Source organism: Parvularcula lutaonensis, from assembly GCF_014651915.1.
GTDB classification, from domain to species: Bacteria; Pseudomonadota; Alphaproteobacteria; order Caulobacterales; family Parvularculaceae; genus Parvularcula; species Parvularcula lutaonensis.
Genome location: NZ_BMXU01000001.1, coordinates 1,552,379 through 1,576,235 on the forward strand (window position 1 = coordinate 1,552,379; position 23,857 = coordinate 1,576,235).

At 63.4% G+C, this 23,857-nt stretch carries 31 protein-coding genes and 1 other RNA gene; 19 read left to right on the top strand and 13 right to left on the bottom strand.

The window, feature by feature from the left end; translation table 11 throughout:
• The first annotated feature begins 126 nt into the window (after positions 1–126).
• Positions 127–1,059, top strand: a complete 933-nt coding sequence (locus tag IE053_RS07540; protein ID WP_189574149.1) for a hydrogen peroxide-inducible genes activator — start codon at positions 127–129, stop codon at positions 1,057–1,059.
• A 265-nt stretch (positions 1,060–1,324) separates the two neighbouring features.
• Here IE053_RS07540 and IE053_RS07545 read toward each other — a convergent pair whose 3' ends face one another.
• Entirely contained in the window at positions 1,325–1,615 is a 291-nt protein-coding gene (locus IE053_RS07545; protein ID WP_189574152.1) for a 4a-hydroxytetrahydrobiopterin dehydratase, read from the bottom strand.
• A 137-nt stretch (positions 1,616–1,752) separates the two neighbouring features.
• On the opposite strand from IE053_RS07545, the gene IE053_RS07550 reads away from it, so the two are divergent.
• The 4 genes from IE053_RS07550 (at position 1,753) to IE053_RS07565 (ending at position 4,866) form a co-directional block, all read left to right on the top strand.
• Positions 1,753–2,901 carry a DUF1036 domain-containing protein gene (locus tag IE053_RS07550; RefSeq protein ID WP_189574155.1) on the top strand — a complete coding sequence of 383 codons (1,149 nt, stop codon included), beginning with the start codon at positions 1,753–1,755 and terminating at the stop codon, positions 2,899–2,901.
• Complete coding sequence (locus IE053_RS07555) at positions 2,898–3,620, top strand: pyrimidine 5'-nucleotidase (RefSeq protein ID WP_189574158.1); 723 nt, start codon at positions 2,898–2,900, stop codon at positions 3,618–3,620. Before IE053_RS07550 ends, IE053_RS07555 begins: the two co-directional genes overlap by 4 nt.
• The gene (dapD, locus tag IE053_RS07560; RefSeq protein ID WP_189574161.1) at positions 3,617–4,429 is read left to right on the top strand and encodes a 2,3,4,5-tetrahydropyridine-2,6-dicarboxylate N-succinyltransferase; all 813 of its coding nucleotides are present in this window, start codon (positions 3,617–3,619) and stop codon (positions 4,427–4,429) included. Before IE053_RS07555 ends, dapD begins: the two co-directional genes overlap by 4 nt.
• Positions 4,430–4,518: 89 nt before the next feature.
• Positions 4,519–4,866, top strand: coding sequence for a MarR family winged helix-turn-helix transcriptional regulator (locus IE053_RS07565; protein ID WP_189574164.1), 348 nt, complete (start codon positions 4,519–4,521; stop codon positions 4,864–4,866).
• Positions 4,867–4,935: 69 nt separating this feature from the next.
• Here IE053_RS07565 and IE053_RS07570 read toward each other — a convergent pair whose 3' ends face one another.
• Entirely contained in the window at positions 4,936–5,691 is a 756-nt protein-coding gene (locus IE053_RS07570) for a c-type cytochrome (RefSeq protein WP_189574167.1), read from the bottom strand.
• Positions 5,692–5,828: 137 nt separating this feature from the next.
• Between IE053_RS07570 and IE053_RS07575 the strand changes: the two genes are divergently transcribed.
• On the top strand, positions 5,829–6,677 hold the full coding sequence (locus IE053_RS07575) for a prephenate dehydratase (RefSeq protein WP_189574170.1): 849 nt from the start codon (positions 5,829–5,831) through the stop codon (positions 6,675–6,677).
• Here the strand turns inward: IE053_RS07575 and IE053_RS07580 are convergent.
• The 5 genes from IE053_RS07580 to IE053_RS07600 form a co-directional block, all read right to left on the bottom strand.
• Positions 6,653–6,940 carry a hypothetical protein gene (locus IE053_RS07580; RefSeq protein WP_189574173.1) on the bottom strand — a complete coding sequence of 96 codons (288 nt, stop codon included), beginning with the start codon at positions 6,938–6,940 and terminating at the stop codon, positions 6,653–6,655. The genes IE053_RS07575 and IE053_RS07580 overlap by 25 nt on opposite strands.
• Positions 6,924–7,178 (bottom strand): hypothetical protein, encoded by a 255-nt coding sequence (locus IE053_RS07585; RefSeq protein WP_189574175.1) that lies wholly within the window; start codon positions 7,176–7,178, stop codon positions 6,924–6,926. The genes IE053_RS07580 and IE053_RS07585 overlap by 17 nt, the downstream gene beginning before the upstream one ends.
• A gap of 52 nt (positions 7,179–7,230) precedes the next feature.
• Entirely contained in the window at positions 7,231–8,139 is a 909-nt protein-coding gene (nudC, locus tag IE053_RS07590) for an NAD(+) diphosphatase (RefSeq protein WP_189574177.1), read from the bottom strand.
• Positions 8,140–8,208: 69 nt separating this feature from the next.
• Positions 8,209–8,508, bottom strand: coding sequence for a winged helix-turn-helix domain-containing protein (locus tag IE053_RS07595; protein WP_189574179.1), 300 nt, complete (start codon positions 8,506–8,508; stop codon positions 8,209–8,211).
• The gene (locus IE053_RS07600; protein WP_189574181.1) at positions 8,505–9,134 is read right to left on the bottom strand and encodes a hypothetical protein; all 630 of its coding nucleotides are present in this window, start codon (positions 9,132–9,134) and stop codon (positions 8,505–8,507) included. The genes IE053_RS07595 and IE053_RS07600 overlap by 4 nt, the downstream gene beginning before the upstream one ends.
• A 94-nt stretch (positions 9,135–9,228) precedes the next feature.
• Here IE053_RS07600 and IE053_RS07605 point away from each other — a divergent pair, with 94 nt between their 5' ends.
• From IE053_RS07605 to IE053_RS07635, 7 genes are all read left to right on the top strand, one after another.
• Complete coding sequence (locus tag IE053_RS07605; RefSeq protein ID WP_189574183.1) at positions 9,229–9,738, top strand: hypothetical protein; 510 nt, start codon at positions 9,229–9,231, stop codon at positions 9,736–9,738.
• Positions 9,735–10,724, top strand: a complete 990-nt coding sequence (locus IE053_RS07610) for an alpha/beta fold hydrolase (RefSeq protein WP_189574185.1) — start codon at positions 9,735–9,737, stop codon at positions 10,722–10,724. The genes IE053_RS07605 and IE053_RS07610 overlap by 4 nt, the downstream gene beginning before the upstream one ends.
• An RNA gene (gene ffs, locus IE053_RS07615) (signal recognition particle sRNA small type) lies at positions 10,721–10,821 on the top strand. The genes IE053_RS07610 and ffs overlap by 4 nt, the downstream gene beginning before the upstream one ends.
• 20 nt (positions 10,822–10,841) lie before the next feature.
• The gene (locus IE053_RS07620; RefSeq protein WP_189574188.1) at positions 10,842–11,117 is read left to right on the top strand and encodes a SemiSWEET transporter; all 276 of its coding nucleotides are present in this window, start codon (positions 10,842–10,844) and stop codon (positions 11,115–11,117) included.
• A 113-nt stretch (positions 11,118–11,230) separates the two neighbouring features.
• Positions 11,231–11,629 carry a hypothetical protein gene (locus IE053_RS07625; protein ID WP_189574191.1) on the top strand — a complete coding sequence of 133 codons (399 nt, stop codon included), beginning with the start codon at positions 11,231–11,233 and terminating at the stop codon, positions 11,627–11,629.
• An 11-nt stretch (positions 11,630–11,640) separates the two neighbouring features.
• Positions 11,641–12,042: a hypothetical protein gene (locus tag IE053_RS07630; protein ID WP_189574194.1), complete on the top strand. Its 402-nt coding sequence runs from the start codon at positions 11,641–11,643 to the stop codon at positions 12,040–12,042.
• Positions 12,039–12,269, top strand: a complete 231-nt coding sequence (locus IE053_RS07635) for a helix-turn-helix transcriptional regulator (protein ID WP_189574197.1) — start codon at positions 12,039–12,041, stop codon at positions 12,267–12,269. The genes IE053_RS07630 and IE053_RS07635 overlap by 4 nt, the downstream gene beginning before the upstream one ends.
• Here IE053_RS07635 and IE053_RS07640 read toward each other — a convergent pair.
• Positions 12,266–12,547, bottom strand: coding sequence for a hypothetical protein (locus IE053_RS07640; RefSeq protein ID WP_189574200.1), 282 nt, complete (start codon positions 12,545–12,547; stop codon positions 12,266–12,268). The genes IE053_RS07635 and IE053_RS07640 overlap by 4 nt on opposite strands.
• A 237-nt stretch (positions 12,548–12,784) precedes the next feature.
• Between IE053_RS07640 and IE053_RS07645 the strand changes: the two genes are divergently transcribed.
• The 4 genes from IE053_RS07645 (at position 12,785) to IE053_RS07660 (ending at position 16,353) form a co-directional block, all read left to right on the top strand.
• Complete coding sequence (locus IE053_RS07645; RefSeq protein WP_189574203.1) at positions 12,785–14,386, top strand: DNA polymerase III subunit gamma/tau; 1,602 nt, start codon at positions 12,785–12,787, stop codon at positions 14,384–14,386.
• A gap of 3 nt (positions 14,387–14,389) precedes the next feature.
• The gene (locus IE053_RS07650; protein WP_189574206.1) at positions 14,390–14,713 is read left to right on the top strand and encodes a YbaB/EbfC family nucleoid-associated protein; all 324 of its coding nucleotides are present in this window, start codon (positions 14,390–14,392) and stop codon (positions 14,711–14,713) included.
• 4 nt (positions 14,714–14,717) lie between these two features.
• Positions 14,718–15,323, top strand: coding sequence for a recombination mediator RecR (recR, locus tag IE053_RS07655; RefSeq protein ID WP_189574210.1), 606 nt, complete (start codon positions 14,718–14,720; stop codon positions 15,321–15,323).
• 67 nt (positions 15,324–15,390) lie between these two features.
• Positions 15,391–16,353, top strand: coding sequence for a hypothetical protein (locus tag IE053_RS07660; RefSeq protein WP_189574213.1), 963 nt, complete (start codon positions 15,391–15,393; stop codon positions 16,351–16,353).
• A gap of 438 nt (positions 16,354–16,791) precedes the next feature.
• On the opposite strand, the gene ahcY is transcribed toward IE053_RS07660, so the two are convergent.
• Complete coding sequence (gene ahcY / locus IE053_RS07665) at positions 16,792–18,192, bottom strand: adenosylhomocysteinase (protein ID WP_189574215.1); 1,401 nt, start codon at positions 18,190–18,192, stop codon at positions 16,792–16,794.
• 178 nt (positions 18,193–18,370) lie between these two features.
• Between ahcY and IE053_RS07670 the strand changes: the two genes are divergently transcribed.
• Both IE053_RS07670 and IE053_RS07675 read left to right on the top strand, forming a co-directional pair.
• Positions 18,371–18,934, top strand: a complete 564-nt coding sequence (locus IE053_RS07670) for a TetR/AcrR family transcriptional regulator (protein WP_189574218.1) — start codon at positions 18,371–18,373, stop codon at positions 18,932–18,934.
• Positions 18,935–19,043: 109 nt separating this feature from the next.
• Positions 19,044–20,045 carry an alpha/beta fold hydrolase gene (locus tag IE053_RS07675; protein WP_189574221.1) on the top strand — a complete coding sequence of 334 codons (1,002 nt, stop codon included), beginning with the start codon at positions 19,044–19,046 and terminating at the stop codon, positions 20,043–20,045.
• Positions 20,046–20,339: 294 nt separating this feature from the next.
• On the opposite strand, the gene IE053_RS07680 is transcribed toward IE053_RS07675, so the two are convergent.
• From IE053_RS07680 to IE053_RS07695, 4 genes are read right to left on the bottom strand one after another with little or no spacing between them, the layout of a single operon-like run.
• Complete coding sequence (locus IE053_RS07680; protein WP_189574224.1) at positions 20,340–21,218, bottom strand: SDR family oxidoreductase; 879 nt, start codon at positions 21,216–21,218, stop codon at positions 20,340–20,342.
• Complete coding sequence (locus IE053_RS07685; RefSeq protein WP_189574226.1) at positions 21,211–21,651, bottom strand: low molecular weight protein-tyrosine-phosphatase; 441 nt, start codon at positions 21,649–21,651, stop codon at positions 21,211–21,213. Before IE053_RS07685 ends, IE053_RS07680 begins: the two co-directional genes overlap by 8 nt.
• Positions 21,648–22,004 (bottom strand): DUF1622 domain-containing protein, encoded by a 357-nt coding sequence (locus IE053_RS07690; RefSeq protein ID WP_189574229.1) that lies wholly within the window; start codon positions 22,002–22,004, stop codon positions 21,648–21,650. The genes IE053_RS07685 and IE053_RS07690 overlap by 4 nt, the downstream gene beginning before the upstream one ends.
• A complete protein-coding gene (locus IE053_RS07695; protein WP_189574232.1) occupies positions 21,991–23,787 on the bottom strand; it encodes a DUF885 domain-containing protein in 1,797 nt (598 codons plus the stop codon). Before IE053_RS07695 ends, IE053_RS07690 begins: the two co-directional genes overlap by 14 nt.
• Positions 23,788–23,857 lie beyond the last annotated feature (70 nt).

Sequence of the window (23,857 nt, forward strand, 5' to 3'; positions counted from 1 at the left end):
ACCATGACGGCTAGCAGGGAAAGATCAGCGGGCTGTTAATTGATAACGGAGGATTGGAGTTGAACTCTCCGCAATAAGTATCCTATGTGTTTCAGCAAGAGCGATAGTTTTTTCCAAAGGACGCCCGTGACCTCGATCACCCATGACGTGACCATCCGCCAGCTCCGCTACGTCGTCGCCCTGGGCGCGACCCTCAGTTTCCGGCGCGGAGCGGAACGGTGCGGCATCAGCCAGCCCTCCTTCAGCGCGCAGATCAAGCTGCTCGAGGAAGCGCTGGGCGTGAAGGTCGCCGAAAGGGGCAGCGGAGCGGTGGCCCTGACCCCGGCAGGGCGTGAGGTGATCGCTGCAGCCATCGACATTCTCGACCGGGTGGACGGGCTGAAGCGCACAGCTGAAAGGGGTCCGCTCTCGGGGGTCCTTCGCCTGGGGGTGAAGGCGACACTGGGCCCCTACATCATGCCGCGGGTGGTGCGGCGGCTTCACCAGACCCACCCGCATCTTCGGCTCTTCATCCGCGAAGGCCCGCCTGTCGATCTCGAGCGCGAGCTGGTGGAAGGGCTTCACGACGTGGTCCTTGCCCAGCTTCCCCTCGGCTCTGCGGACGTGCAGTCGGTCCGGCTTTTCCGCGAGACCCTCTTCCTTGCCGTGGCCGCCGACCATCCCTTGGCGGGCCGCGAACGGTTCTCTCCCGAGGATCTTCGCGGGCTCGACGTGCTGACGCTCAGCCCGCGTTTCCACCTGCATGACCAGGTGCTGCGGCTTTGCGAGGAGCATGGCGCGCGCCTCATGCGCGACTACGAGGGCACGAGTCTCGATGCCCTGCGCCAGATGGTGGGCATGGGGCTGGGAGCGACGTTCCTGCCGGCGATCTACGCTGCGTCGGAGGTCCGCGACCAGGGCGACGTTGCTGTCCTGCGCCCGCACAAGGTCCAGCTGGCCCGCTCGATCGGCCTTGCCTGGCGCAAAAGCTCGTCCTTGGATGATGCCTATGGCGCCATTGCCGACGCGGTCAGCGCCGTGGTCAGGGACGAGCTGAGCGGTGTCGCATCCGAGCGCTAGCGCGATCCGGCGCCCCTTTGCGCGCCATAGCAATAAGCTATCGGGATTGCGGCAAGCGCTATGTTTACAGTATCAGGAAGGCGTGGATCGAGGAACTGAACGCCGCTTGCCCCAGAGGCGTTGATGTCCCCCTGCCTCGGTCCGCCCGACCCGGACGTCCAGGGCAAAGACCAGCCCTCCTGCCCCTGGGCGTCCTAACATTGTGTTGCACCGACGACTGGCGGCGATGGCCTTCCCCATCGCCGCCTTTTTTGCCTTAGCCGTGTCAGGACCGGAGGCTGTCGAGGAATTCGGCCATGGCGACGTCGCGTTCCGAAAGGCCGTCCGCATCATGGGTCGTCAGGGTGACCTCGACCCGGTTGTAGACATTGAACCATTCAGGATGATGGTCATGCTTGTCGGCATAGAGCGCCACACGACTCATGAAGCCCCAGGCTTCGTTGAAATCCTTGAACTGCAGCGTCGTTTGCGCGGCGTCCTTGCCCTCTGCCTCCTTCCACTCTGGGTGGTCGGAAAAGAACTGCGCGCGGGCCTCGGGGGAGAGTTTCTGAACCATGGGACCGAGCTAGGGCGCAGCGAACGCGCCGCCAAGACCCATCGCTGCGGCTGCCCCTCCGGAGCGGGGGAGGCAAAGGCTCCGCCAGAGGGCTCGCCGGTCCTTCCAGATGACAGTTTGGACCGTGAGGCGCGGGAATGCTTGATCGGCGGGCGCGAATGAAGGACAAGCTCTGGAAGCCTATGGTGAACGGCGACGGGGCTGCCTTGACGATCACACGCAAACTTCCGGGACTTGTCGGTCTCGTCCTCCTGGCACTCGGGGCAGCCGGTTTCGGCGGCGCCGCGAAGGCCGACTATAAACTCTGCAACAAGACGAGTTATGCGCTCTCCGCGTCGCTCGGTTTCGTGGAGGAGGAGAACCTGCTGACGCGCGGCTGGTGGCGGCTTCGCCCCGGCGAGTGCAAGACGGTCATCTCCGCCGACGTCCAGCCGGGCCGCTATTACGTCTATGCCGAAGCGATTCCGGGGCACCGGGGGGACCTCAAGACCTGGTCCGGTGAAACGCCGCTCTGTGTCCAGAACGACAGCCTGTTCACCCTTCGCGACCAGTCGGTCTGCAAGGAGGACCCCCAGCGCACGCGCGACTTCAACGCCGTCGACGTGACGGGGGAAGATGGTGGCAACTACACCACCGATTTCACCGACGAGAACAACTACACCACCTACCAGGCGCAGATCGCCGGCGTGCAACGTCTTCTTTCAGACGTAGGCTTCGACATCGGGACGATCGACGGCCAGCTCGGCGCGACCACGAAGTCTGCCCTGCGCCAGTACAGGCGCTCGCGCGGCCTCGGCCAGGACGGCGTGGTCGACAACCAGGTGATCGATGCGCTCATCACCGAGGCGAACAACGAGGACGCCAAGCTCGGCTTCTTTTTCTGCAACGAAACGATGCTGCCTGTCTGGGCCGCTTTCGCCCAGCCCGCGGACGGGAGCGAAGGCTACCGATCGTCAGGCTGGTGGCTGCTGGATTCGGGTTCCTGCGCCAAGGTCCGCCGCGGCGCGCTGACGGCTGAACCCTATTACGTCTATGGCATCATGCAGGCCGAAGACCAGGAGCTGACCCTTGCCGGGGGCGACACGCAGTTCTGCGTCGCCGCGGTGCAGTTCGACGCCCGCTCGGACATCGCCTGCGAAGAGTCGGGCTTCGATACAGCGCGGTTCCGCCGCATCGATACCGGTGGGGAGAAGGCGTGGACGTTTGTCTTCAGGGCCGAGCAGTTCAACCAGGATCTCGTGCAGCAGGCCGATCAGCCCGCGCCCGAACCCGCCCCGGCGCAGTGACTGGTCCGCTGAAGGCCGGCTTCGACGGCGTCACCGATTGGGTCTTCGACCTCGACAACACCCTGTACCCTGCAGGTTGCAATCTCTTTGCGGAGATTGACCAGCGGATGACCGCCTATGTTATGGAGGTGATCGGCTGCGATCATGCCGAGGCGCGCCGTGTGCAGAAGGACCTTTATGTGGAGCACGGCACAACCCTGGCCGGGCTGATGAAGGAGCATGACGTCGATCCGCATGCCTTCATGGACTATGTGCACGAGATCAGCCTTGATCCGTTGACAGTGGATCCGGGCCTGCGCGAGGCGCTGCTCGCGCTGCCGGGGCGGAAATTCGTCCACACCAATGGCAGCGTGAAGCATGCGGAGAATGTCCTCGGCGCACTGGGCCTCACGGATGTCATGGATGATATCTTCGATGTGGAAATGGGCGGTTGGGTGCCCAAGCCCCATGCCCAGAACTACGACCTGTTCCGTGAGCGGACAAAACTCGATCCGGCCAAGGCCGCCATGTTCGAGGATATGGTGGTGAACCTCGAAATTCCCCACGAGATAGGCATGACGACCGTGCTCGTGACGACCGACGCGCCGTGGATCGAAGACGAACCGGCATCGAAACGGCCCGGCGCCGGGCATGAGGATGCAGGGCATATCCATCACATCACGGGCGACCTGACATCTTTCCTCAGGGCGCTGACGACAGAACAACCGGAGACAGCATGAACGAGAACCAGGCCCGCGAGATCATCGATGCCGCTTTTGATAGCGGTGACGATGGAGCTGAAGTCCGCGATGCGGTGGATTTTGCCCTTGCCGGTCTTGATGACGGGAGCTTTCGCGTTGCCTCCCGGGAAGACGGTCAGTGGACGGTGCATCAGTGGCTCAAGAAGGCGGTGCTTCTGTCCTTTCGCCTGACGCCCAACGCACCCATTGACGGCGGACCCGGTGGCGGTCGCTGGTTCGACAAGGTGCCCTCGAAATTCGAGGGCTGGGACCAGGCGGCTTTCGAAGCCGCGGGTTTCCGCGCCGTTCCCCCCTGTGCCGTCCGCCGGGGGAGCTTCATTGCCAAGGGCGCGGTGCTGATGCCGTCTTACGTCAATATCGGCGCTTATGTCGGTGAGCGGACGATGGTCGATACCTGGTCGACGATCGGTTCCTGCGCCCAGATCGGCGCGGATTGCCATATCTCGGGAGGCGTCGGCATCGGAGGCGTGCTCGAGCCGCTGCAGGCAGGGCCGGTCATCATCGAGGACAACGTCTTCATCGGTGCCCGCTCGGAAGTTGCGGAGGGCGTCATCGTCCGCGAGGGCGCGGTGATCTCGATGGGCGTCTTCCTCGGTGCTTCGACCAAGATCGTCGACCGTGCCTCGGGCGAGATCAGCTATGGCGAGGTGCCGCCCTACGCTGTGGTCGTGCCGGGCACGCTGCCGAGTGAGAAGGGCGGGCCGTCGCTGGCCTGTGCCGTGATCGTGAAAACCGTGGACGAGCGCACGCGCGCCAAGACCGGTATCAACGAGATTCTGCGCGGCTGAGTTTTCAAGGTCGCTCGCTCAACCGGGCTGTCAAGTCTTGTTCCATCTCGGCTGTTTCGTTTACGAAATGGCGCGAACGGGAGTGCGTAATGAGCCAGCAGGATCTTTTGACGCCGTGGCGGGATGTCATGGTGGAGCTTGTTCGTGACGACCAGCCTGACCTGTCGATGCGCCAGTGGGCGCTGCTGTTGACCGTCTACCTGACACCCGGGCCGCATACCGTGCGTCGTCTTTCCGAAGACCTCGAAGTGCCCAAGCCAGCGATCAGCCGGGCGCTCGACGCGCTGTCGATCCATGGTTTCGTGAAGCGGGAGCGCGACCAGGGCGACCGCCGGGTGGTGCTGGTGCGCAAGACGGCAGAGGGGTCGCAATTCATCGACCGCTTCGCTGCCGCGGTGGATGCCAGCGAGCGGTCCGCGGATCTCGGTTACTACTGATCTCTGTCCACCGGAACAAAAAGAAGGCCGCCCGAGGGCGGCCTGTTTCACGTTCGCTGGGGGAAACGCCTAGCGCTCCGACGGCTCGTCATCGGTGGAGGCGGTGGGCTGGACATCCTCCATCGTGTTGACCGTGCTGTCATCGAGCTCGGCCTCGCCTGGTCCAGGCACTTCGAAGTCGGCGCGGTCAGCAGCGCTTTCAGCCGCTTCCTCCATTGGCGTGTCGCCTTCGGCCATCTCCTCCGAAGTGACGCATTCGGGGAAGGGGACCGGGTCGCCCGAGGTCAGGGTGCCGAGATAGGCAAGAATGTCGGCGCGTTTGTTATCCTTGCGGATCTTCTGCGCCATCTGGGTGCCCGGGACATAAGCCTGGCTGTCATAGAGATACTGGTCGAGTTTTTCGTAGGTCCACTCGCCCTCCATCGAAGCGAGGGCCGAGGAGTAACTGTATCCTTCGACGCTGGCGATGTCGCGACCGACGACGTTCCAGAGCGCCGGACCGGTGCCGTTCGCACCGCCTTGGTCGAAGCTGTGACAGGAAGCGCAGATGCCGGCGCCGCGCTTGCCGCGCTCCGGATCGGCTTCGGCGAGGAGGCAGCCGAGGGAGACTTTTTCCTCCTCCTGGGCAGCGGCAGGGGCGCCGACAAGCTCTGAATAAGGCGTATAGGCGAGACCGAACGGGTTCTCTTCATCGAAGTGATGGTCGCCATGATGCCCACTGGCGAGCGTGACGAACGTGTTGATGATCACCGGAAGCCCGATGAAGATGAGCAGCACGATCAGGATCGCTGCTGCAAGTTTGTTGGTGAAAAGCGGGTCTTTCATTGTACGGGCCGGACCTTCAGTTCGCTTGACGGCGTCGATAACGCTCTGTGAGTTGCGCCGCACATAGCCGCCGAACCTCCAGACCGCAACGCGCGGATTGGCACCGAATTCGGGGATTTTGTTTAAGGAGTCGCTGCGTGGCGAAGATTGCGTACCAAGGAGAGCCCGGAGCCTTCAGCGAGCTGTGCTGTGCAGCCTTCGCACCGGCTTATGAACCTGTGGCTTTTCCGACTTTCGACCAGGTCTTCCAGGCGGTGACGGCGGGGGAATGCCAGTCGGCCATGGTGCCGGTCGAAAATTCCCTCGCCGGCCGTGTGGATGACGTCTACCGCCTGCTGCCTGACCGCCAGGTTGCGGCTGTGGCCGAGCATTTCCTTCCGGTTCACATGCAGCTGATGGCCCTGCCTGACGCCGACCCCGCGAAGATTCGCACCGTGCGCAGCCATCCGATGGCCCTTTCGCAATGCCGGAGATTTATCCGCGAGCGCGGCTACCTGCCCGAGGCGGCGCGCGACACGGCGGGTTCCGCAAGAGAGCTGCGGGACAATCCCGATCCCACCGTGGCGGTGATTGCCCCGCGCGGCGCGGCCGAACGCTATGGCCTGAAGATCATCCAGCCTGACTGCCAGGACGAGGACCGCAACGTGACCCGCTTCCTGCGCCTCGTGCCGGAAGAGGGCGTGGTCTGGCCGAAGCGGAGCCCGGTGCCGATGCTGACGAGCTTCGTCTTCCGGGTGAGGAACATCCCGGCCGCGCTCTACAAGGCGCTGGGCGGTTTTGCCACGAATGGCGTCAACATGACGAAGCTCGAAAGCTATCAGGAAGACCACAGCTTCGAGGCCACCCGTTTCCAGGCAGAAGCCCAGGGCCACCCGGACGACCCGGCCATGGCACGGGCCCTTGAAGAGCTCGAATACTTCACCACCGACCGGAAGGTGATCGGCGTTTTCGCTGCGGATCCCTACCGGGTCAGCCGCGAGGCCTGAGCCTCGACCTTGTCCGGCACCAAGCGCTCGGTGGCCCGCTCGAGCTGGGCCTGCTGGCGCTCGACCACTTCGGCGAGCCGGGCGATCGTCTGCTGGTCTCGCTCACGTTCCTTCATCAGGGCATCGAGCTCGTCTTCGAGGTCCTTGCGGATTTCCGCGCGGATGCGGCCGTAGATGGCGCGGGCGGCGCCAGAGCCGGGGAGGGTATCGAGGGCGAACTCGCGAACGCTGTCGAGCCAGGACGGGCTACGTCTTGTCGTCACCGAAGACCTCCTCCGACTTCCCAAGCATGCGCTCGGCGTCCTCGATCGCTTTCTCGGCGCGGCTGCGGGTCTCGCGGCCCTTGCGCAGGGTCTCGTCGATGCCGGACCGGCGCTTGCGCAGCCATTCCTTGTAGTCGGGACCCAAAAGCTCCTTGTCGCTGACCCTCCTCAGGTCGCGAGCATGGAACGGCTCGAGATCCCCGGTTCGGTGGTCGTTCTTCTTGTCTGGCGGGCTCATGGGGCCCTCCGCGCTGCGTGCGCCTTTGACGTGGTCGCTGCGACCCGGCGCATCAAGCGGTTCGCTCCAGCCACAGCTTGATGAGCTGATGGGCAATGGCCTGCCTCGGCGGGCAGAGGATCGCGTGCTCGCCATTCATCACCAGCTCCGCTTCCTTGCGGGAGAACCAGCGGGCTTCCTCGATTTCGGTGGGGTCGAGGGTCAGATCCTTGCTGGCAACCTCCGCGAAGAAACCCATCATCAGCGAATGGGGGAAGGGCCAGGGCTGGCTGAAGATGTATCCCATCGAGGTCGCCTGCAGGCCGACCTCCTCGAAAAGCTCGCGCTCTGCGCATTGTTCGAGCGTTTCGCCCGGCTCCATGTAGCCGGCGAAGCAGGACATGAAGCCTGCGGGGAAATGGGGTGAGCGCCCAAGGCAGATCTCGTCTCCGTGGATCGGCAGGACGATGGCGACGGGATCGGTGCGCGGGAAATGCTCCGCTCCCGTTCGTTCGTTGATCCGCTTGAAGCCGCCTTCGGCCGAGACCGTGCGGTCGCCCTCATAGGCGCAGAAACGGTGCTGGCGGTGCCAGTTGAGAAGCCACATGCCTTGCCCGGCGACCGCGAGTTCCTGGGGCGGAAGGAAGGGCGCGGCGTTTCTGAGATTGGCGTAGCTCGCAATGTCAGCAAATGGCGGTTTCTCGGCATGCGACGCATCAACGGCGTAGATCGGCGCGCCGTCCCACAGGCCGAGCAGGACCGTTTCGCGGTCCATTGGCAGGGTGCGGAGCGCATCCATCGCCAGCCACTGGATCTGCGATGTCGTGGGCTGGCGGTCGATCAGCAGCTCGCCGCGATAGAAAAGGAGAAGGCGGGCTTCGGGCTTCCTCGCCTGGGCTGCAAGCCAGTCCTTGTCCTTGCGCTGGACCCCCGCCTTGTCGAGCGGATTGGCGGTGAAGGCATTGGGATTGTCGTGCAGCATCGGGCGCCCTGACGGTTTCTCTTTCGAACCTAACGCCCTGCCGGAGCGCTATGAAAGAGCGGTGAAGGCTCAGCCGCCCAGGAGCGGCTTCAGGGCGTCGAGATAGTCCGCGAACGCCGCGCGGCCTTTGTCGGTCAGGTGGATGGTGGTGAGCGGTTTCCTGCCCTCGAAGCTCTTCACCTGCTCGATATAGCCTGCGTCCTCGAGCTTCCTCAGATGGGTGGAGAGATTGCCGCCGGTCGCGCCGGTGGTCTCTTTCAGCTCGTTGAAGGTCGCGGGACTTGCCTGGGAAAGGTAGGCCATGATCCCAAGCCGCAGGCGTCCATGGATCGCATCGTCGAGACGCCCGGCATCGAAACCCTCGCTCATGCGTCCTCGGCAGGAAGGGATTTTGGCTCGGCCATCATCAGGCGGATGCCGGGATACAGGCTGACGAGCAGGACCACGGTCGCGCCGAAGAGGTAGACATCGGGCCGCCCCGCAAGGACCGGGACGATCCCCACGGAAGCCATCGAGATATAGGCGGGGACCTTCAGCCAAGAGGTGCCTGCAAGGGACGCCGTCACAAAAAGCGCGATGCCGTAGCCGGTGAAGGCAACCGCGAGGATGTAGTCGAAGGCAATCTGGCTGGTCGCGCCGATCAGGTTGGCGATGAGCACGCCGAGAAAGAACGCACCGATGGTGAACCCCGCGAACATCCATGCTGCGGCCTCCGCCCTGTTCCCCGCCGTGCCGCGACCGGGTTTCCTGCGGATCGTGCGCAAAAGCAGGGGCATCCCGACGGCGACAGCGGCGCCGAAAGCGAGCCAGTTCCACCCGATGACGGCATAGGGAAGACCAAACTCCCCTGACAGCACCATCCACTGCACCGCATAGGCGATCGGGATGAGAACGCCGTAAAAGACAAAGAACCTGCCGCCGAGGAGTGGCGCGTTGCGGCCGGCCTCGGCCATCTGGCGCACGAAGCTGAGATCGTCGGTCTGGCTGCTCGTCATGGTCGCCCCCTTATTACGGCAGAGTAGTTTGTAATACAAACCAAGGCATGGTTCAAGGGTTTTTTCCATTTCACGGATCATCCTACGAAGCATCATGCTTCGCTCGATCGCTCCAGCCCTTCTTGTCGTCCTCGCAGCCTGCGCCGAGGAGATCACTCCGCTGAACACCCCGTCCCTCGATGGCCCGCTCACGCAGGGGACCTGGGAGACGCGCGGGCGGAAGGGCATCCTGTTCTGGCCTGAAGGCAAGACCGAGACACGGCTGCCCGAGCTGATCGACTTCGCCTGCCCTGAGAACACGAACGGACAGGTCCGTTTCACCGTGACCGGGGACACGGACCAGACCGGCCTCTGGATCGCTGAGGACCGCCGGTCGAGCCGGACGCTCATCCTCGTCACCAAAGAAGGTGCGACGGCTCTCGACTTCGTGGCCGGGAAGCAGTTCCTGCCTTCGATCACTGTGAAGACATCCGCCGAATGGCTGCAGCCATTGCTTGCCGGGGAGGGGCGTTTTGCCATCAATGCCTTTGGCGGGCGGACCTACAGGCTACGCGCGACGGAGGATCTCGCCAAAGCGATCAGGCGATGCGGGGACACGGGATGAAACGGCTTTTCTGGATCATACTCGGCGGGCTCGGCGCGCTGGTCGGCGGCGCGGTCGTCTACCTTTGGACCCCGCCGACCGATCCCGAGCTGATGATGGCGAAGTATGGCGGCACCGAGGCGCGTTTCGCGGACTCCGCGGAAGGGATGCGGATCCACTACCGGGCCGCCGGCCCTGAAGACGCGCCGGTCGTGATTTTCATCCACGGGACGTCAGCGAGCCTTCACACATGGGAAGAGGTGATGGCCGGGCTCTCCGACGATTACCGGGTCATTGCCTATGACCAGCCGGGTCATGGCCTGACGGGTCCGCACCCCGAGCGCGACTACACCTATGCCGGCATGGCGGATGGCCTCGACGCCATCTTCGCGGCCGAGGGGGTGAGCGATGCGGTCCTGGTCGGCAATTCCATGGGCGGCTGGGTTGCCTGGCGAGATGCCCTGGAGAACCCGCACAGGGTGAGGGCGCTGGTCCTGGTCGATGCTGCGGGCATCCCTGCCGCGGTGAAGCCGGAAAGCAATCTTGGCTTCCGCCTCCTCCAGTCGCCCCTTGGAAGGATTGCTATGCGACGCCTGACGCCCCGAGCCGCGATCAGGCAATCACTGGTCGATACGGTAGGCGATCCGGCGGTGGTCACCGACGAGATGGTGGATCGCTACTGGGAGCTCCTGCGCTTCCCCGGCAACCGCCAGGCGGCAGGCGACCAGTTCACGAGCCCCCGGCAGGACCTCTCTGACCGTCTCGGCGAGATCGAACAGCCGACCCTCGTCGTCTGGGGCGCCAAGGACCGGCTGATCCCCGTGGAGAACGCCGCGATCTTCACCGAGCGGATGCCGAATGCGCAGGCCGTCATCTTCGACGAGCTCGGCCACATCCCGATGGAAGAAGACCCCGCGCAGTTCCTTGCGGCCGTCGAGCCCTTTCTTGCCGAGGTGACGGAAGACCCCCTTGCGGAAACGCCGCCCCTTGGCGATATGCAGCCCTAGGAGAGTCGCGCGGACGCAGTCCTCGCCAACCCGGTCAGGTCCGGAAGGAAGCAGCCGTAACGAGTTTCGCTGCGGGTCGTGTCGGCTCTCCGCCTACAGCGTCGAGCAATCCCCCCTATGATCGGTTTCTGGTTCAGCTTTGCTGCCGCCGTGCTGACGACGGCCAGCTTTGTGCCCCAGGCGCTGCTCGTGCTGCGCACAGGCAAGACCGAGGGCATCTCACTCACCATGTATGCGATGTTCACCGTCGGGGTGGCGTGCTGGTTGGTCTACGGCGCCATCCTAGGGTCATGGCCGATGATCGTAGCGAACCTCATCACCCTCGCCCTCGCGTCGCTCATCCTCTCCCTCAAGATTCGCGACACCATCCGCGACCACCAGAACGCCCGCTGAGACAGCCGGATGCACTGGCCGATGTTTGCTCTGCGTGACTTGATGTAAAAAATATCTTGCATACTGTCCGGTATTATCTACATCATGAGGGAGCGGAGCGAAGGGAGAGACCGATGGTCGTTCGTGAGAAAGTGACGCTGGCCGTGCTCGCCGTGCTGGTTGCGACCGGTGCGTGGTTTGCGCAGGAGGTGCGTGCACGGGGTCTTGCGGCGGAGACGGGCTGGCAGATGCTGGCGGTGACGCTGGCAATCATCGTGGCCTCGGCCGTGCTGGCCGGCGGGATCGTGGCCTTGGGCCCCAAGGCGCGTCAGGTCGACGAGCGGGACAATCGCATCGCGCTCATGTCCCAGAGCTTCCGAGGATTTCTTTATCTCGGTTTGAGCTTCGGGGTCCTCGGGCTGGCCGTTGGCAATGGCAACTACGCCCTCGCCAACGGCATCTTTCTCGCCATTCTCGGCATCGAGATCGTCAGCGGTCTTGTGATGCTCGTTCTCTATCGCACCAGCGCCTGAAGGAGGCCGCCATGTCTTTTCGCGAAAAAAGCAATCTTGTGATCCTGCTGTCGACCCTGTTCACCCTCGGGCTTCATGCGGCGCATGCCCTCGAAAGCGGACCAAGGATCGCTGCGTTTTCGACCGTGCTCGGTGCCACGATCTCGTTCGTCGTGCTGGCGATCATCGGGCACATCATGATTGCGATCACGGGCGGTCGGGACGCAGACAGGAGCGACGAGCGGGACCTGCTCGTCGACCGCCGGACGGACCGCATCAGCGAGGCCGCCCTGACGGCCGTCGTGCTGGGTATCCTCGCCTACGGCCTCGCCCAGGACGATGTGCTGCTCGCCAATATCGCTTTCTTCGGCCTCTTCGGCGCAACGCTCGTCAAGGCGTTGGCCAAGGCTGTCCTCTACCGGATGGCGGCATGAGGAAGGCGAAGAGTCGCCTGAGGAACCGTGTGCGGGAGCTGCGGTTTCACGCGGGCGAGATGACCCAGGCGGAGCTGGCCGACAAGGTTGGCGTGACCCGCCAGACCATCGCGGCGATCGAGAAGAACAAATACGCCCCGTCCCTCGAGACGGCGTTCCTCATCGCCGAGGCGTTCGGCAAACCGATTGGCGAGGTGTTCAGCTTCGCCCCGGCGGAGGAAGCCTAGAACTCGATCTCGGTGTTGAGATTGGCGCGCAGCCAGTCCCAGGTCATGCGCTTGAAATAGGGGTGCCAGACCTTGGGCGCGAGAAAGCGCAGTTTCTCCGCTTCGGGCCAGATCGGGATGACGACGCCGCGCAGGCCCGACGACTTGGCCGCGTTGCGCAGGACGCCCATGGTCTGTTCCTGCTCGATCAGGGATTTGTCGCCAAATTCCTCACCCAGCGGGACGATGATCATGTCATTTCCCTGCTCGTGCAGGTGCGCCACGCGAAACGACGTCATGGAGAAGCTCCCTTTCTCCCCAACCCTGTGCCCACTTTCCGCCAGATTCCAGCCTTAGTCGAGGCGCACCTAAGACGTGCTGAACAAAGCCCTTCAACACGCGAAGGATGTTGCCGGGTGCCGGATGTCCGGGGGTTAAGGCGAGATTTTTAGCGGCTCCTTGCCTTCGGAAAACAAGGCGCGACCAAGCCGCCCCTGCCCCTTTCCCCCGAGGGGGCCCTTTGGTTAAGAGGGGCGGTGACCGAACAAACCCCGTACCAAGTCCTCGCGCGCAAATACCGGCCGACGTCGTTCGACGACCTGCTCGGCCACGACGTGATGATCCGCACCCTGCGCAATGCGTTCGAGGCGGACCGCATCGCCCATGCCTTCATCCTGACCGGCGTCAGGGGGGTGGGGAAGACGACAACCGCCAGGATCATGGCGCGGGCGCTCAACTACGAAACCGAAGATATCGATCGCCCCACCGTCGACATGGCGGTGGAGGGCAAACACTGCCGCGCCATTGCAGAAGGGCGGCATCCTGATGTCATCGAGATGGACGCCGCGTCGCGCACCGGCGTCGATGACATCCGTGAGCTGATCGAGGGCGTGCGCTATGCGCCGACGGTGGGCCGGTACAAGGTCTACATCGTGGACGAGGTCCACATGCTGTCGAAGAACGCCTTCAACGCGTTCCTCAAGACCCTCGAAGAGCCCCCGGCCCATGTGAAGTTCATCTTTGCAACGACGGAGATCAGGAAAGTTCCGATCACGGTGCTTTCGCGGTGCCAGCGTTTCGACCTTGCCCGGTTCGACGCCCAGACCCTCGGCACCTATCTCGGCAGTATTGCCGAGAAGGAAGGGGTGCAGGCGGAGGAAGAGGCGCTCGAGCTTCTTGGTCGCGCGGCGCAGGGATCAGTCCGCGACGGCCTTTCGCTCCTCGACCAGGCAATCCTTTCGCGGCAGGGCGATACCATTGAGGCGGACGCCGTGCGACGGATGATTGGCCTTGCCGACCGCGGCTACAGCTGGTCGCTGCTCGAGGCGGTGCTGAAGGGCGACAGCAAGGAGGCGCTGCGGCTGTTCCGGCATCAATACGATTACGGAGCGGATCCTGCCGAGGTCATTCGAGACCTTCTCGACGTGACCCATCTTGTGACGCGCACGAAGGCGGCTGGCGAGGATGCTGCTGCCCACGGCCCTGCGGGGACAGCCGACGCTGCGGCGGCAAAACGTCTGGCTGCGGAGCTTTCGCTGCCTGCGATGACCCGGACATGGTCGCTCCTGATGACGGCGCTTAGGGAAGTGCAGGGTGCGCCTGACCCGGCGGCTGCGGCAGAGGTGGGCCTCATTCGCCTCGCCTTTGCCTCGCGGCTTCCAACACCCGGCGAGGTGATCGCGGGGGCGTCGGTCCCGCCGGGAAAGCCTGAGGCGGCGGCCGCCGAACACGCGCCGGAGCCTGAGCGCGCGGAAGAGCCTGCGCCCGCCGCAGAGCCTGGCGATAGGCTGCCATCGAGCCTCAAGGAGATTGCAGCGCTTGCCGCCGAGCATGGCGAGCTCAGGCTCAAGAACGCCATCGAGCGCAAAATGCGCCTCGTCAGTTTCGAGGGCCAGCGCATCGTCTTTGCACCGACGGATGATGCCGAGGACAACCTCGCGGGCCGCATCCAGGCCGCTCTCATCAAGTGGACCGGCGCAGCGTGGGACGTCGAGGTCGGCAGCGCCACGGCGGCTGAGCCGACCCTCAAGGAACAGCGCGACGCCGCGATCCAGAACCATCCGCTGGTGAAGGAGGCCCTCAAGACCTTCCCCGGCGCGACCATTGCCGAAGTCCGCCCCATCGGCGGCAAGGAGTAAGACATGAAGAACTTCACCGACATGATGAAGCAGGCCCAGAACCTGCAAAAGCAGATGCAGGAAGCCCAAGAGGCCCTGACCGCGCTGGAAGCCGAAGGTGTCGCAGGCGGCGGTCTCGTCCGTGTCCAGATGAACGGCAAGGGCTACGCCCGCAAGGTTGAGATCGACCCGAAAATGTTCGCCGAGGATGACAAGGAGGTCCTCGAAGACCTCATCACGGCGGCCATCAACGACGCCAAGGCGAAGCTCGAAGAACAGTCGGCGGCGAAGATGAAAGAGATGACGGCGGGCCTGCCGCTGCCTCCGGGCATGAAGCTGCCTTTCTGAGGCCATGCCCAGGACCACCGCGGGCCCTGAGCTCGATCACCTTATCAGCTTGCTGAGCAAGCTGCCCGGCTATGGGCCTCGATCGGCTACACGGGCCGCGCTGCATATGTTGAGGAAGCGCGAGGCCGTGATGAAGCCGCTCGGCGATGCCATTGCGCGCGCCTATGAGATGGTGCGGCCCTGCACGGTCTGCGGCAATTGGGATACACAGGACCCTTGCTCGATCTGTACGGACGAAACCCGTGACAAGACGGTGATCTGTTGCGTGCAGGATGTCTCCGATGTCTGGGCGCTGGAGCGGGCGCGGGCGCACCGCGGGCTCTACCATGTCCTCGGCGGCGTGATCTCGCCGCTCGATGGTGTCGGCCCTGATGACCTGCGCCTCAGGGAGCTGACCGAGCGGGCAGGCCAGCCTGCGGTGCTCGAAGTCGTACTCGCGCTGCCCGCCACCGTCGATGGTCAGACCACGGCGCACTATGCTTCCGAGCGCCTCGAAGGCCTCGGCGTGACGATCACCGGCATGGCGCGGGGCGTGCCGGTCGGCGGGGAGCTCGACGTCCTCGACGAGGGCACGCTTGCTGCGGCGCTCAAGGCGCGGCGGCCTCTCTGATGCTTTAGTGGCCCGGAAACGGGTGACGGGTTAGATACACCGCGACAGAGTTCCAGGGACAGGTTCCATGACCGAAAAACGCCGCGCTTTCATGTGCATGGGCGCCTTCGCGCTGCCCTATGCCGAGAAGGCGATCACGTCCCTGCTGCAGAACGCGCTGGAGCCGGTGGAGCTGACCATCCTCACCGACGGAGCCGAGGACAAGGCCAAGGTCGTCGCAGCGATCTCGAAGCATAGCTTCCCCGAGGGCAAGAGCTGGCGCGCCTTTTCCGAGGAAGAGTGCGCAGCCGAGGCTGAAAGGCAGTGGCCGGAGTATCCGGGCCTCAGGAAGTTCCGGACGGGCCATCCCTGCTGGCGCAAGATCTCCGACCCGCTTCTCTTCTCGGAAGGCTCGGATGAGATCATCGTTCTCGATCCTGATCTTTACTTTCCCGGCCCTTTCAGTTTCGAGCCGACGCCGGAGGAAGGCATCCTCCTGATGTGGCAGCGGAACAACTGCCTCTATCCGCCGGAGGCTGTCTGGCGGACGCTCGATGCGGGCTATCCGCTCGCTAATCACGTGGACATCGGTGCTGCGCAGCTCCGGGCCGATACGATCGACCTGGCGTGGTTCGAGAAATTCGTCGCCGATGTGCGAACAGAGGACTTCGAGGCGTTCATGCATATCGAGGCGATCTTCTGGGCCGCGCTCGCGATGAAGGTGGGCGGCGGATATTACGACAAGGATGCCTGGTTCTGCTGGCAGCGGGGGCAGGTGAAGCGTGTCGCCATCGCGCTCGGATTCCCTGGCCCGGCAAGTCTCGGGTTCGAGCCGATCGAGAAGGCGAAATGCGCCCACCTTTCCGGCCCCTCCAAATGGTGGATGGCCGAGCTCAACAAGCAGGGAAAGCTCCGCGAGCGGACGGAGGCCATGGGCCAACCGACCGCGGTGCAACCCTTCCTCGAACTCACCCGCGATCACTACGCCAAAGAGCAGCGGGTGAAAAACTTCGCGAAGAAGCTCGGCTATCAGAAGCTGGTCGGCGGGTAGCTAGTTGCTTTTCCCCATTCGGGAAAACTAAGACTCCACCCCCCTTGCGGAATCGCTTCTTCTTTCGGGTGTGAATCGAAAGGAGGTGATTACATTGGCTTGTACGAAAAAAACCCGGACGGTGAGGCCCGGGCCGAAGCCCGGGCCCAAAACGGTACCGGTGAAACCGCACCGTCGTTCGAAACCCAAACCTTGTAAGAAGTAAGAGTCTGGCGCTGCAGTCCTTGCACGACTGCGGCGCCTTAGTTTTGAATCCATCAGGTCAGGGGTTCAAGTGAGTCAAAACAAGAACACTGAATGAGATTAGTAGGGCGGAACGCGTAAGCGATCCGCCTTCCAAGCTGGCCGCATGACCACGGCGGATCGCTCCGCGTTCCGCCCTACGAAAAGAGCGCCCCGCGGGGCGCTCTTGTTTGTCTTGAACTGCCGCGAGGCCGCCTAGTAGCGGTAATCGTCGCTCTTGAACGGGCCGTTCTGCGGCACGCCGATATACTCGGCCTGCTCTTCCGTCAGCTTGCTGAGCGATGCGCCGATGTGCTCAAGGTGGAGTGCCGCGACCTTCTCGTCGAGGTGCTTGGGGAGGACGTAGACGTCGTTCTTGTACTTGCCGTCCTTGTTGTTGGCCCAAAGCTCGATCTGCGCCAGCGTCTGGTTGGTGAAGCTCGCCGACATGACGAAGCTCGGGTGACCCGTGGCATTGCCGAGGTTCACGAGACGGCCCTGCGATAGGAGGATGATCCGCTTGTCGTCGGAAAGGTGGACCATATCGACCTGGTCCTTGATGTTGGTCCATTTGTAGTTCTTGAGCGCATCGACCTGAATCTCGTTGTCGAAGTGACCGATATTGCAGATGATCGCCATGTCCTTGGCGTTGCGCATATGGTCCGCCGTCAGAACGTCCTTGTTACCCGTAGCGGTGACCACGATGTCCGAACGCGGCATTGCCTGCTCCATCGTGACGACTTCATAGCCGTCCATTGCAGCCTGGAGCGCGCAGATCGGGTCGACCTCAGTGACCAGGACGCGGCAGCCCGCACCGCGGAGCGAAGCGGCGGAGCCTTTGCCGACATCGCCATAGCCGGCAACTGTGGCCACCTTGCCGGCCATCATTACGTCCGTACCCCGACGGATCGCATCGACCAGCGATTCCTTGCAGCCATACTTGTTGTCGAATTTCGACTTGGTGACCGAGTCGTTGACGTTGATCGCCGGGAAGGGGAGGGTGCCCTCTTTCGCGCGCTGGTAGAGGCGCATGACGCCCGTGGTGGTCTCTTCGGTCACGCCCTTGATCGAAGCCTTGACGCGCGAATAGAAGCCCGGGTCACGGGCAAGGCGCTTCTTGATCGTGTTGAAGAAGGCTTCCTCTTCCTCATTGGACGGATTTTCCAGGATCGAAGGATCGGTCTCGGCCTGGCTGCCGACGAGGATCAGCATCGTCGCGTCGCCGCCATCGTCGAGGATCATGTTGGCGAGCGAGCCGTCTTCCCACTCCCACAGCCGGTCGGCAAAGTCCCAGTACTCTTCCAGGGTCTCGCCCTTGTGGGCGAAGACGGGCGTGCCGCTCGCGGCGATCGCGGCGGCGGCGTGGTCCTGCGTCGAAAAGATGTTGCAACTCGCCCAGCGCACGGTGGCGCCGAGGGCTTCGAGGGTGCGGATCAGGACCGCGGTCTGGATGGTCATGTGCAGGGAGCCTGCGATGCGCGCGCCCTTGAGCGGCTGCGCGGCGCCGAACTCGCGGCGGGTCGCCATCAGGCCGGGCATCTCGTGCTCGGCGATCTGGATCTCTTTCTCGCCGAATTCGGCGAGGCTGATGTCTTTGACTGCGTAGTCCTGAGCCATGGGGCCTCCAATATTCGATGGGGAGGCTCGGGGCCTCCCGGAATTCCAACCGCCGGGTAGCAAGGCTCGGGCCAGATATAAAGCTTTCTTTATATGGAGGCGTTGGCGGAGGTCGAGGCTTCTCTCCTGAGCGCTGTGACACTACGTACCGAACGAACGGTTCACAGGAGTTCTTGCCATGCCCAAGCCGAAGGTGACCAAGGAGGATGCTGTCGCCGCCATCACGGAGACGTTCAGAAAGTTTGGCTACGGTGGCGCCAGCCTGGCCAAGCTTTCCGCTGCGAGCGGTCTCGGCAAGTCGAGCCTCTACCACCACTTCCCCAAGGGGAAAGAGGACATGGCCGCTGCCGCGCGGGAGCATGTCATCGATCGCGTGCGCGAGACATTCCTCGACAGCCTCAACGGCGAGGGTGATCCCGTTGATCGGCTCGCCGAGGCCAGAAAGGGACTCGAATCCTTCTACGGCGGAGGGAGCAAAGCCTGCCTGATCGATCTGTTCGGCATTGCCGATGCCGTGGAAGCTCTCCCCGGAACGGCGTCCGCGATGGCTGAAGCGATGACGGCCGGCTTTGCAAAGCTGGCGCAGGATGCGGGCGCCACAAGGGCGGAAGCCATCGAACGGGCGGAGCTGGCGGTGATTGAACTCGAAGGCGCGTTGGTCCTCGCGCGGGCGCTCGGGACGTCCCAGCCCTTTTTCCGTGTTCTGGGCAGGCTGGAAAAGATCCTTCTTTCAAAGGACTGAACCAATCGGTCCAGAAAAGTGCAGCAGCCCCCTTGCCATACGGCGTGGAGACCGTATGTACCGAACGGTCGGTACAATCTACGAGACCAAGTCAACAAGAGAGACCAAAATGAACACCCAACGTCAGAAAACCCCCGCCCTTCGCCGTTTCCTGGTTGGTGCAGCCACCGTCGCCGTCATCGTCGGCGCTCCGTTCGCATTCGCCAGCGAGCCGCAAGCCGTGACCGCAACGAAGGTGGTTGCCCCCCACGGTCTCGTCAGTCACCGGACGATCGACATCGACGGTGTCGAGGTCTTTTATCGGGAGGCAGGCGATCCTTCGAAGCCGACCGTCCTTCTTCTGCACGGCTTCCCAACTTCGTCGCAGATGTTCCGCAACCTGATCCCGGAGCTAAGCGGAGATTTTCACGTCATCGCGCCGGACTATCCGGGCTACGGGGCGAGCGAGCAGCCAGCTCGCGACCAGTTCGCCTACACCTTCGCCAACTACGCCGAGGTCATCGAAGACTTCATCGACGCCAAGGGGGTCGAAGACTTCTCCGTCTACCTCATGGACTACGGCGCCCCGGTAGGCTTCCGCCTCTTCGCAAAGAATCCCGAGCGCGTGCAGGCCTTCATCATACAGAACGGCAACGCCTATCAGGAAGGTCTGAAAGAGTTCTGGGACCCGATCAAAGCCTATTGGAAGACGGGCGCCGATCAGGAACGCGACGCCCTGCGGCCCTTCCTCGAAGTGGCTGCGACGGAATGGCAATACACCCACGGCCAGCCTGATCCGGAGCTGATCAGTCCTGACACATGGCATACGGACCAGTTCTTGCTCGACCGCCCTGGCAACAAGGATATCCAGCTCGACCTCTTCTATGACTATCGTACCAATGTTGAGCAGTACCCTCAGTGGCAGGAGCTTTTTCGAGCCTTCCAACCCCCGACGCTCGTGGTCTGGGGGAAGAACGACCACATCTTCCCCGATGACGGTGCGTACCCGTATCGTCGTGACCTCAAGAATATGGAGTTTCATCTTCTCGATGGCGGCCACTTTGTTCTGGAGAGCCATGGCGCTTTCATTGCCGAGGAAATCCGTGACTTCCTGAAACGCGAGGTCCGGTAGTCTCTCCCCCTCGCGCGCGTGTCTGTCCCGCCTCCTTCTCGGTGGCGGGACATTTTGGTTGGTGCGCCAAATCCGGAGAACGAAGGTGCCGCAGGAGGCCTTCCGTCTCCGGGATCGCTTTTGTCTTGGGCTGGTCCTGATCGACCCGGGGCATGGTGCAGTCGGCCTTTGCTGAGGGGGCTCGGGCCACAATACCAAGGGTATCGGGTTGGCCGGGCGCAATGCCTGAGTCCCCTGCCATGGCCGCCGGCTCAGCCCGAGATGGACGCTCCTGTATCTTTCAGAGAGTGCTTTCTATCGCGCTGCGGCGACCGCCTTCAGGCCCTCGCGATAGGTGGGGTAGAGAAGGTCGCCGACAAGTGCCTTGAGACGATCGTTCCTGAGGCGCTTGTTCTCGGCGTAAAAGCTGCGCGCCATCGGCGACAGCTCCTCTTCGATGTCCTCATACCGCTCGACCGGTGGGGGATCGATTCCGAGCAGCTCGGCGGCATAGGCGATGGGCTCTGCCGAGGGCGAAGGAAGGTCATCGGAGAAATTGACGATGGACGGTGGTTCGTCCGCCTGCAGAAGAGCGTAGAGCCCGCGGGCGATGTCATCGCGGTGGATGCGGTTGAAGACCTGGCCTTCCTTGACCAGCCTGCGCGAGAGGCCGGCCCTGGCGCCTCGTGTGTTGCCACTCAGCGAATCCACTGCGCTGCGTCCGGGTCCGTAGATCCCAGCAAGGCGGCAGAGGACGAGTTCCGCACCAGTGCGATCGGCGAGGGCCTGCCACTGGTTTTCAGCGGCGAGCCTCTCCTTTCCGCGCTCCGTCCCCGGATTGCAGGGGGTGTCCTCGTCCACCCACTCACCGCCGAAATCTCCATAGACGCCCGATGAAGAGAGGTAGAGCACCCTCGGACGGGTCCAGAAGCTCACGCCGTCGAGCGCTGTAGCCGCAGGGCACTGTCCTTCATTAGGGGCAGTGCTGACGATAACGGCGTCCGCCTCCTCAGCGGCCGAAGCGGGCAGCGGAGCAGGGCTTTCCCAGACCACGGGCCTGAACCCCTCGCCAGCCAGCGCCATCGCCTTGGTCCGGTCGCGCGTGGTGGCAGTGATGTCCCAGCCTTGGTCACGAAGGCGCTGGGCGAGCGGTCGTGCGGAATAGCCAAGACCGATGAACAGCACGCTAGGCACGGCTCTTCAGCTCACCGATCAGAGTATCGATGCCGCCTTCGAGGAGGTCGAGCACATGGTCGAAGCCATCCTCGCCGCCATAATAGGGATCCGGCACGTCCCGGTCGAGCAGCATACGGACCTCCGCCGTCCAGTCAGGAAGACGCTGGTCCTCGATATGGGCGAGGTTCGCGCTGTCCATCGCCAGGATGTGGGTGAATTCATAGCCATCGCCATCGCTGAACTGCCGGGCACGGAGCGGACTCAGGTCGTAGCCCCGCGCGGCGGCAGCCTTGATCATCCTAGGGTCCGGCGCGGTACCCACATGCCAGCCGCCGGTGCCTGCGCTATCGACTTCGGCGTCGAGGCCCTGGTCCGCAGCGCGCTTGCGGAAGACGGCCTCCGCGGCGGGAGAGCGGCAGATATTGCCGAGACAGACGAACAGGATTTTCACGAGACACCCTGCTGGCGAAGCTCCTTGAGCTCGCGGTTGAGGAAAACGGAGATCAGAGTCCGCACGCTGGCTATGATCGCGAGGACGATGACGTCTTCGAGGGACCGGTTGACGATGGTGAACAGGATGTCCGCCACGATGAGGAACTCGAGGCCAGCGAGGATATAAGCGCCGAGATGCACGCGCGCGTCAGCGAGGGCTTCACTCATCCCGCGGGAGCCGGACAGGCTCTGCACGGCCACGGTGAACAGGAACCGGGCTGCGCCGAAAACAAGAATTGCGCCGGCAATCAGCTCGATGCTGAAGGCCAGGAATTCGAGCAGGGCCGTCGTGGCTTCCTCAATTCCTTCCAAGGCTTTCCTCCTGTTCGGTGATCCAGGCGTCGATCTGTTCTTCGAGAATGCTCAGCGGCAGGGCACCGTTCCCGAGAATTTCGTCATGGAACAGGCGAACGTCGAAATCGTCACCGAGGCGGCTCTCGGCTCGCTCGCGCAGTTCACGGATCTTTAGCTCGCCAATCTTGTAAGCAAGCGCCTGACCGGGCCAGGTGATGTAGCGGTCAACCTCGCGGATGATATTGACCTCCGAAAGGCCGGTATTTTCGAGCATGAAGTCGATCGCTTCCTGCCGCGTCCACCCCTTGGCATGCATTCCCGTATCGACCACCAGTCGGCAGGCGCGCCACATCTCGTAGGAGAGACGCCCGAAATTGGTCTCCGGCGTGTCATAGAACCCGACTTCCATGCCGAGGCGTTCGGAATAGAGGCCCCAGCCCTCCGTGAACGCCGTAAAGCCGCCGAAGCGCCGGAACTCCGGTAGGTCGAGTTCCTGGCTGAGCGCGATCTGAAGGTGGTGGCCCGGAACCGCCTCGTGAAGGGTCAGGCTCTCAAGCTCGTAAAGCGGTCGGCTGTCGAGCTTGGTGGTGTTGAGCCAGTAGGTCCCCGCCCTGGTGCCGTCGGCAGCGGGGCCGGAATAATAGGCCGTGGTCGTCCCTTCTGCGACGTCAAGCGGGATGGGCCGGATGTCGTAGGGCATCCGCGGCAGGAGGGTGAAGAGATTCACGAGCTGGCCGTCCATCCGCTTGGCGATGGTCGAAGCGACGGCGATCCGCTCTTCGCCAGTCTTCGGATAGTATTTGGGATCCGTACGCAGATGGTTCTGGAAGGCCGCGAGGCTGTCGAAGCCCGCTTCTCTTGCGACGTCCTCCATCTCGGATCTGATGCGCGCGACCTCGGAGAGACCGATCTGATGGATCTGCTCCGGGGTCATGTCGGTGGTGGTATAGCTCCTTGCCCGATAGGCGTAGAAATCCTGCCCGCCATCGAGGCTGCCGACACCGGCTTCGCTGCGGCAGGCCGGCTTGTAAGTACCCTCATAGAATTCCTTGAAGTCGCGAAAGGCCCGAATGATCCCATCACGGATCACTTGCCTCGCCTGCTCGCGCTGGCCGTCGGTCACGCGTGGGTTATCCAGGAGCGGTTGCATGAAGACTGACGCGTCGATGTCGTCGACAATGTGGCTCTCATAGGTGCGCTCGAACCCCACCATGGCCTGGCAGGGCTGGGTCCAGCCTTGATCGACGGCTTCGGCCAGTCGCGCGATCACCGCCTCCATGTAACCGGGCATCGCTTCGAGCCGGCCAAGATAGCTTGCCACATCCTCGTCGCGGCGAAGGTTCGCGCGCTCGGCCACGCGCGCCAGGCTGAGATGCGGCGCCGAGTAGGTGGTCATGGTGAGATAGCGGCCCGGATGCTCGGCGGCCTCGACAGCATCCTCGAGCTCGCGCCGCAGGAGCCGGTAATTGATGCTCTCGTCGCCTTCGAGGCTCTCGCCGTCGATGGCGTCCATGCGCTCCAGCAGCGCCCGGCGGGCCTCGACGCCTGCCCAATAGCCTTCGAGCGAGGGATCGGAGAGACGGCCGCGCCCTTCAGGATGGCCGAGCTGCTCGGCCAGGACCGGGTTTTCCTCAAGGCGCAGTGCCCAATGGTCAGCCATGATCTTCGCGAAGCTGTCAGCCCGCTCATCCACCGTTTCCGCCACAACCTCCGGCGCGGGTGCCGGGTCGGTGACGGTACCCTCTTGCGTGCAGGCGGCGAGGACGAGAATGGCGGCGGTCAGGGACAAGCGCTGGATCATGCAGCCCGCTTACCGGCTTTCCACTGGTTTTGCACAGGGCGGGCTGTAATATCGGCAGCCCCCCAAGGGT

Excerpts from the sequence above, each read along its gene's own strand:
- IE053_RS07545 (WP_189574152.1), bottom strand. The coding sequence starts at position 1,615 with ATGGTTCAGAAACTCTCCCCCGAGGCCCGCGCGCAGTTCTTTTCCGAC.
- IE053_RS07550 (WP_189574155.1), top strand. The coding sequence starts at position 1,753 with ATGCTTGATCGGCGGGCGCGAATGAAGGACAAGCTCTGGAAGCCTATG.
- dapD (WP_189574161.1), top strand. The coding sequence starts at position 3,617 with ATGAACGAGAACCAGGCCCGCGAGATCATCGATGCCGCTTTTGATAGC.
- IE053_RS07565 (WP_189574164.1), top strand. The coding sequence starts at position 4,519 with ATGAGCCAGCAGGATCTTTTGACGCCGTGGCGGGATGTCATGGTGGAG.
- IE053_RS07570 (WP_189574167.1), bottom strand. The coding sequence starts at position 5,691 with ATGAAAGACCCGCTTTTCACCAACAAACTTGCAGCAGCGATCCTGATC.
- IE053_RS07585 (WP_189574175.1), bottom strand. The coding sequence starts at position 7,178 with ATGAGCCCGCCAGACAAGAAGAACGACCACCGAACCGGGGATCTCGAG.
- nudC (WP_189574177.1), bottom strand. The coding sequence starts at position 8,139 with ATGCTGCACGACAATCCCAATGCCTTCACCGCCAATCCGCTCGACAAG.
- IE053_RS07595 (WP_189574179.1), bottom strand. The coding sequence starts at position 8,508 with ATGAGCGAGGGTTTCGATGCCGGGCGTCTCGACGATGCGATCCATGGA.
- IE053_RS07600 (WP_189574181.1), bottom strand. The coding sequence starts at position 9,134 with ATGACGAGCAGCCAGACCGACGATCTCAGCTTCGTGCGCCAGATGGCC.
- IE053_RS07605 (WP_189574183.1), top strand. The coding sequence starts at position 9,229 with ATGCTTCGCTCGATCGCTCCAGCCCTTCTTGTCGTCCTCGCAGCCTGC.
- IE053_RS07610 (WP_189574185.1), top strand. The coding sequence starts at position 9,735 with ATGAAACGGCTTTTCTGGATCATACTCGGCGGGCTCGGCGCGCTGGTC.
- IE053_RS07620 (WP_189574188.1), top strand. The coding sequence starts at position 10,842 with ATGATCGGTTTCTGGTTCAGCTTTGCTGCCGCCGTGCTGACGACGGCC.
- IE053_RS07625 (WP_189574191.1), top strand. The coding sequence starts at position 11,231 with ATGGTCGTTCGTGAGAAAGTGACGCTGGCCGTGCTCGCCGTGCTGGTT.
- IE053_RS07630 (WP_189574194.1), top strand. The coding sequence starts at position 11,641 with ATGTCTTTTCGCGAAAAAAGCAATCTTGTGATCCTGCTGTCGACCCTG.
- IE053_RS07635 (WP_189574197.1), top strand. The coding sequence starts at position 12,039 with ATGAGGAAGGCGAAGAGTCGCCTGAGGAACCGTGTGCGGGAGCTGCGG.
- IE053_RS07640 (WP_189574200.1), bottom strand. The coding sequence starts at position 12,547 with ATGACGTCGTTTCGCGTGGCGCACCTGCACGAGCAGGGAAATGACATG.
- IE053_RS07650 (WP_189574206.1), top strand. The coding sequence starts at position 14,390 with ATGAAGAACTTCACCGACATGATGAAGCAGGCCCAGAACCTGCAAAAG.
- recR (WP_189574210.1), top strand. The coding sequence starts at position 14,718 with ATGCCCAGGACCACCGCGGGCCCTGAGCTCGATCACCTTATCAGCTTG.
- IE053_RS07660 (WP_189574213.1), top strand. The coding sequence starts at position 15,391 with ATGACCGAAAAACGCCGCGCTTTCATGTGCATGGGCGCCTTCGCGCTG.
- ahcY (WP_189574215.1), bottom strand. The coding sequence starts at position 18,192 with ATGGCTCAGGACTACGCAGTCAAAGACATCAGCCTCGCCGAATTCGGC.
- IE053_RS07670 (WP_189574218.1), top strand. The coding sequence starts at position 18,371 with ATGCCCAAGCCGAAGGTGACCAAGGAGGATGCTGTCGCCGCCATCACG.
- IE053_RS07675 (WP_189574221.1), top strand. The coding sequence starts at position 19,044 with ATGAACACCCAACGTCAGAAAACCCCCGCCCTTCGCCGTTTCCTGGTT.
- IE053_RS07695 (WP_189574232.1), bottom strand. The coding sequence starts at position 23,787 with ATGATCCAGCGCTTGTCCCTGACCGCCGCCATTCTCGTCCTCGCCGCC.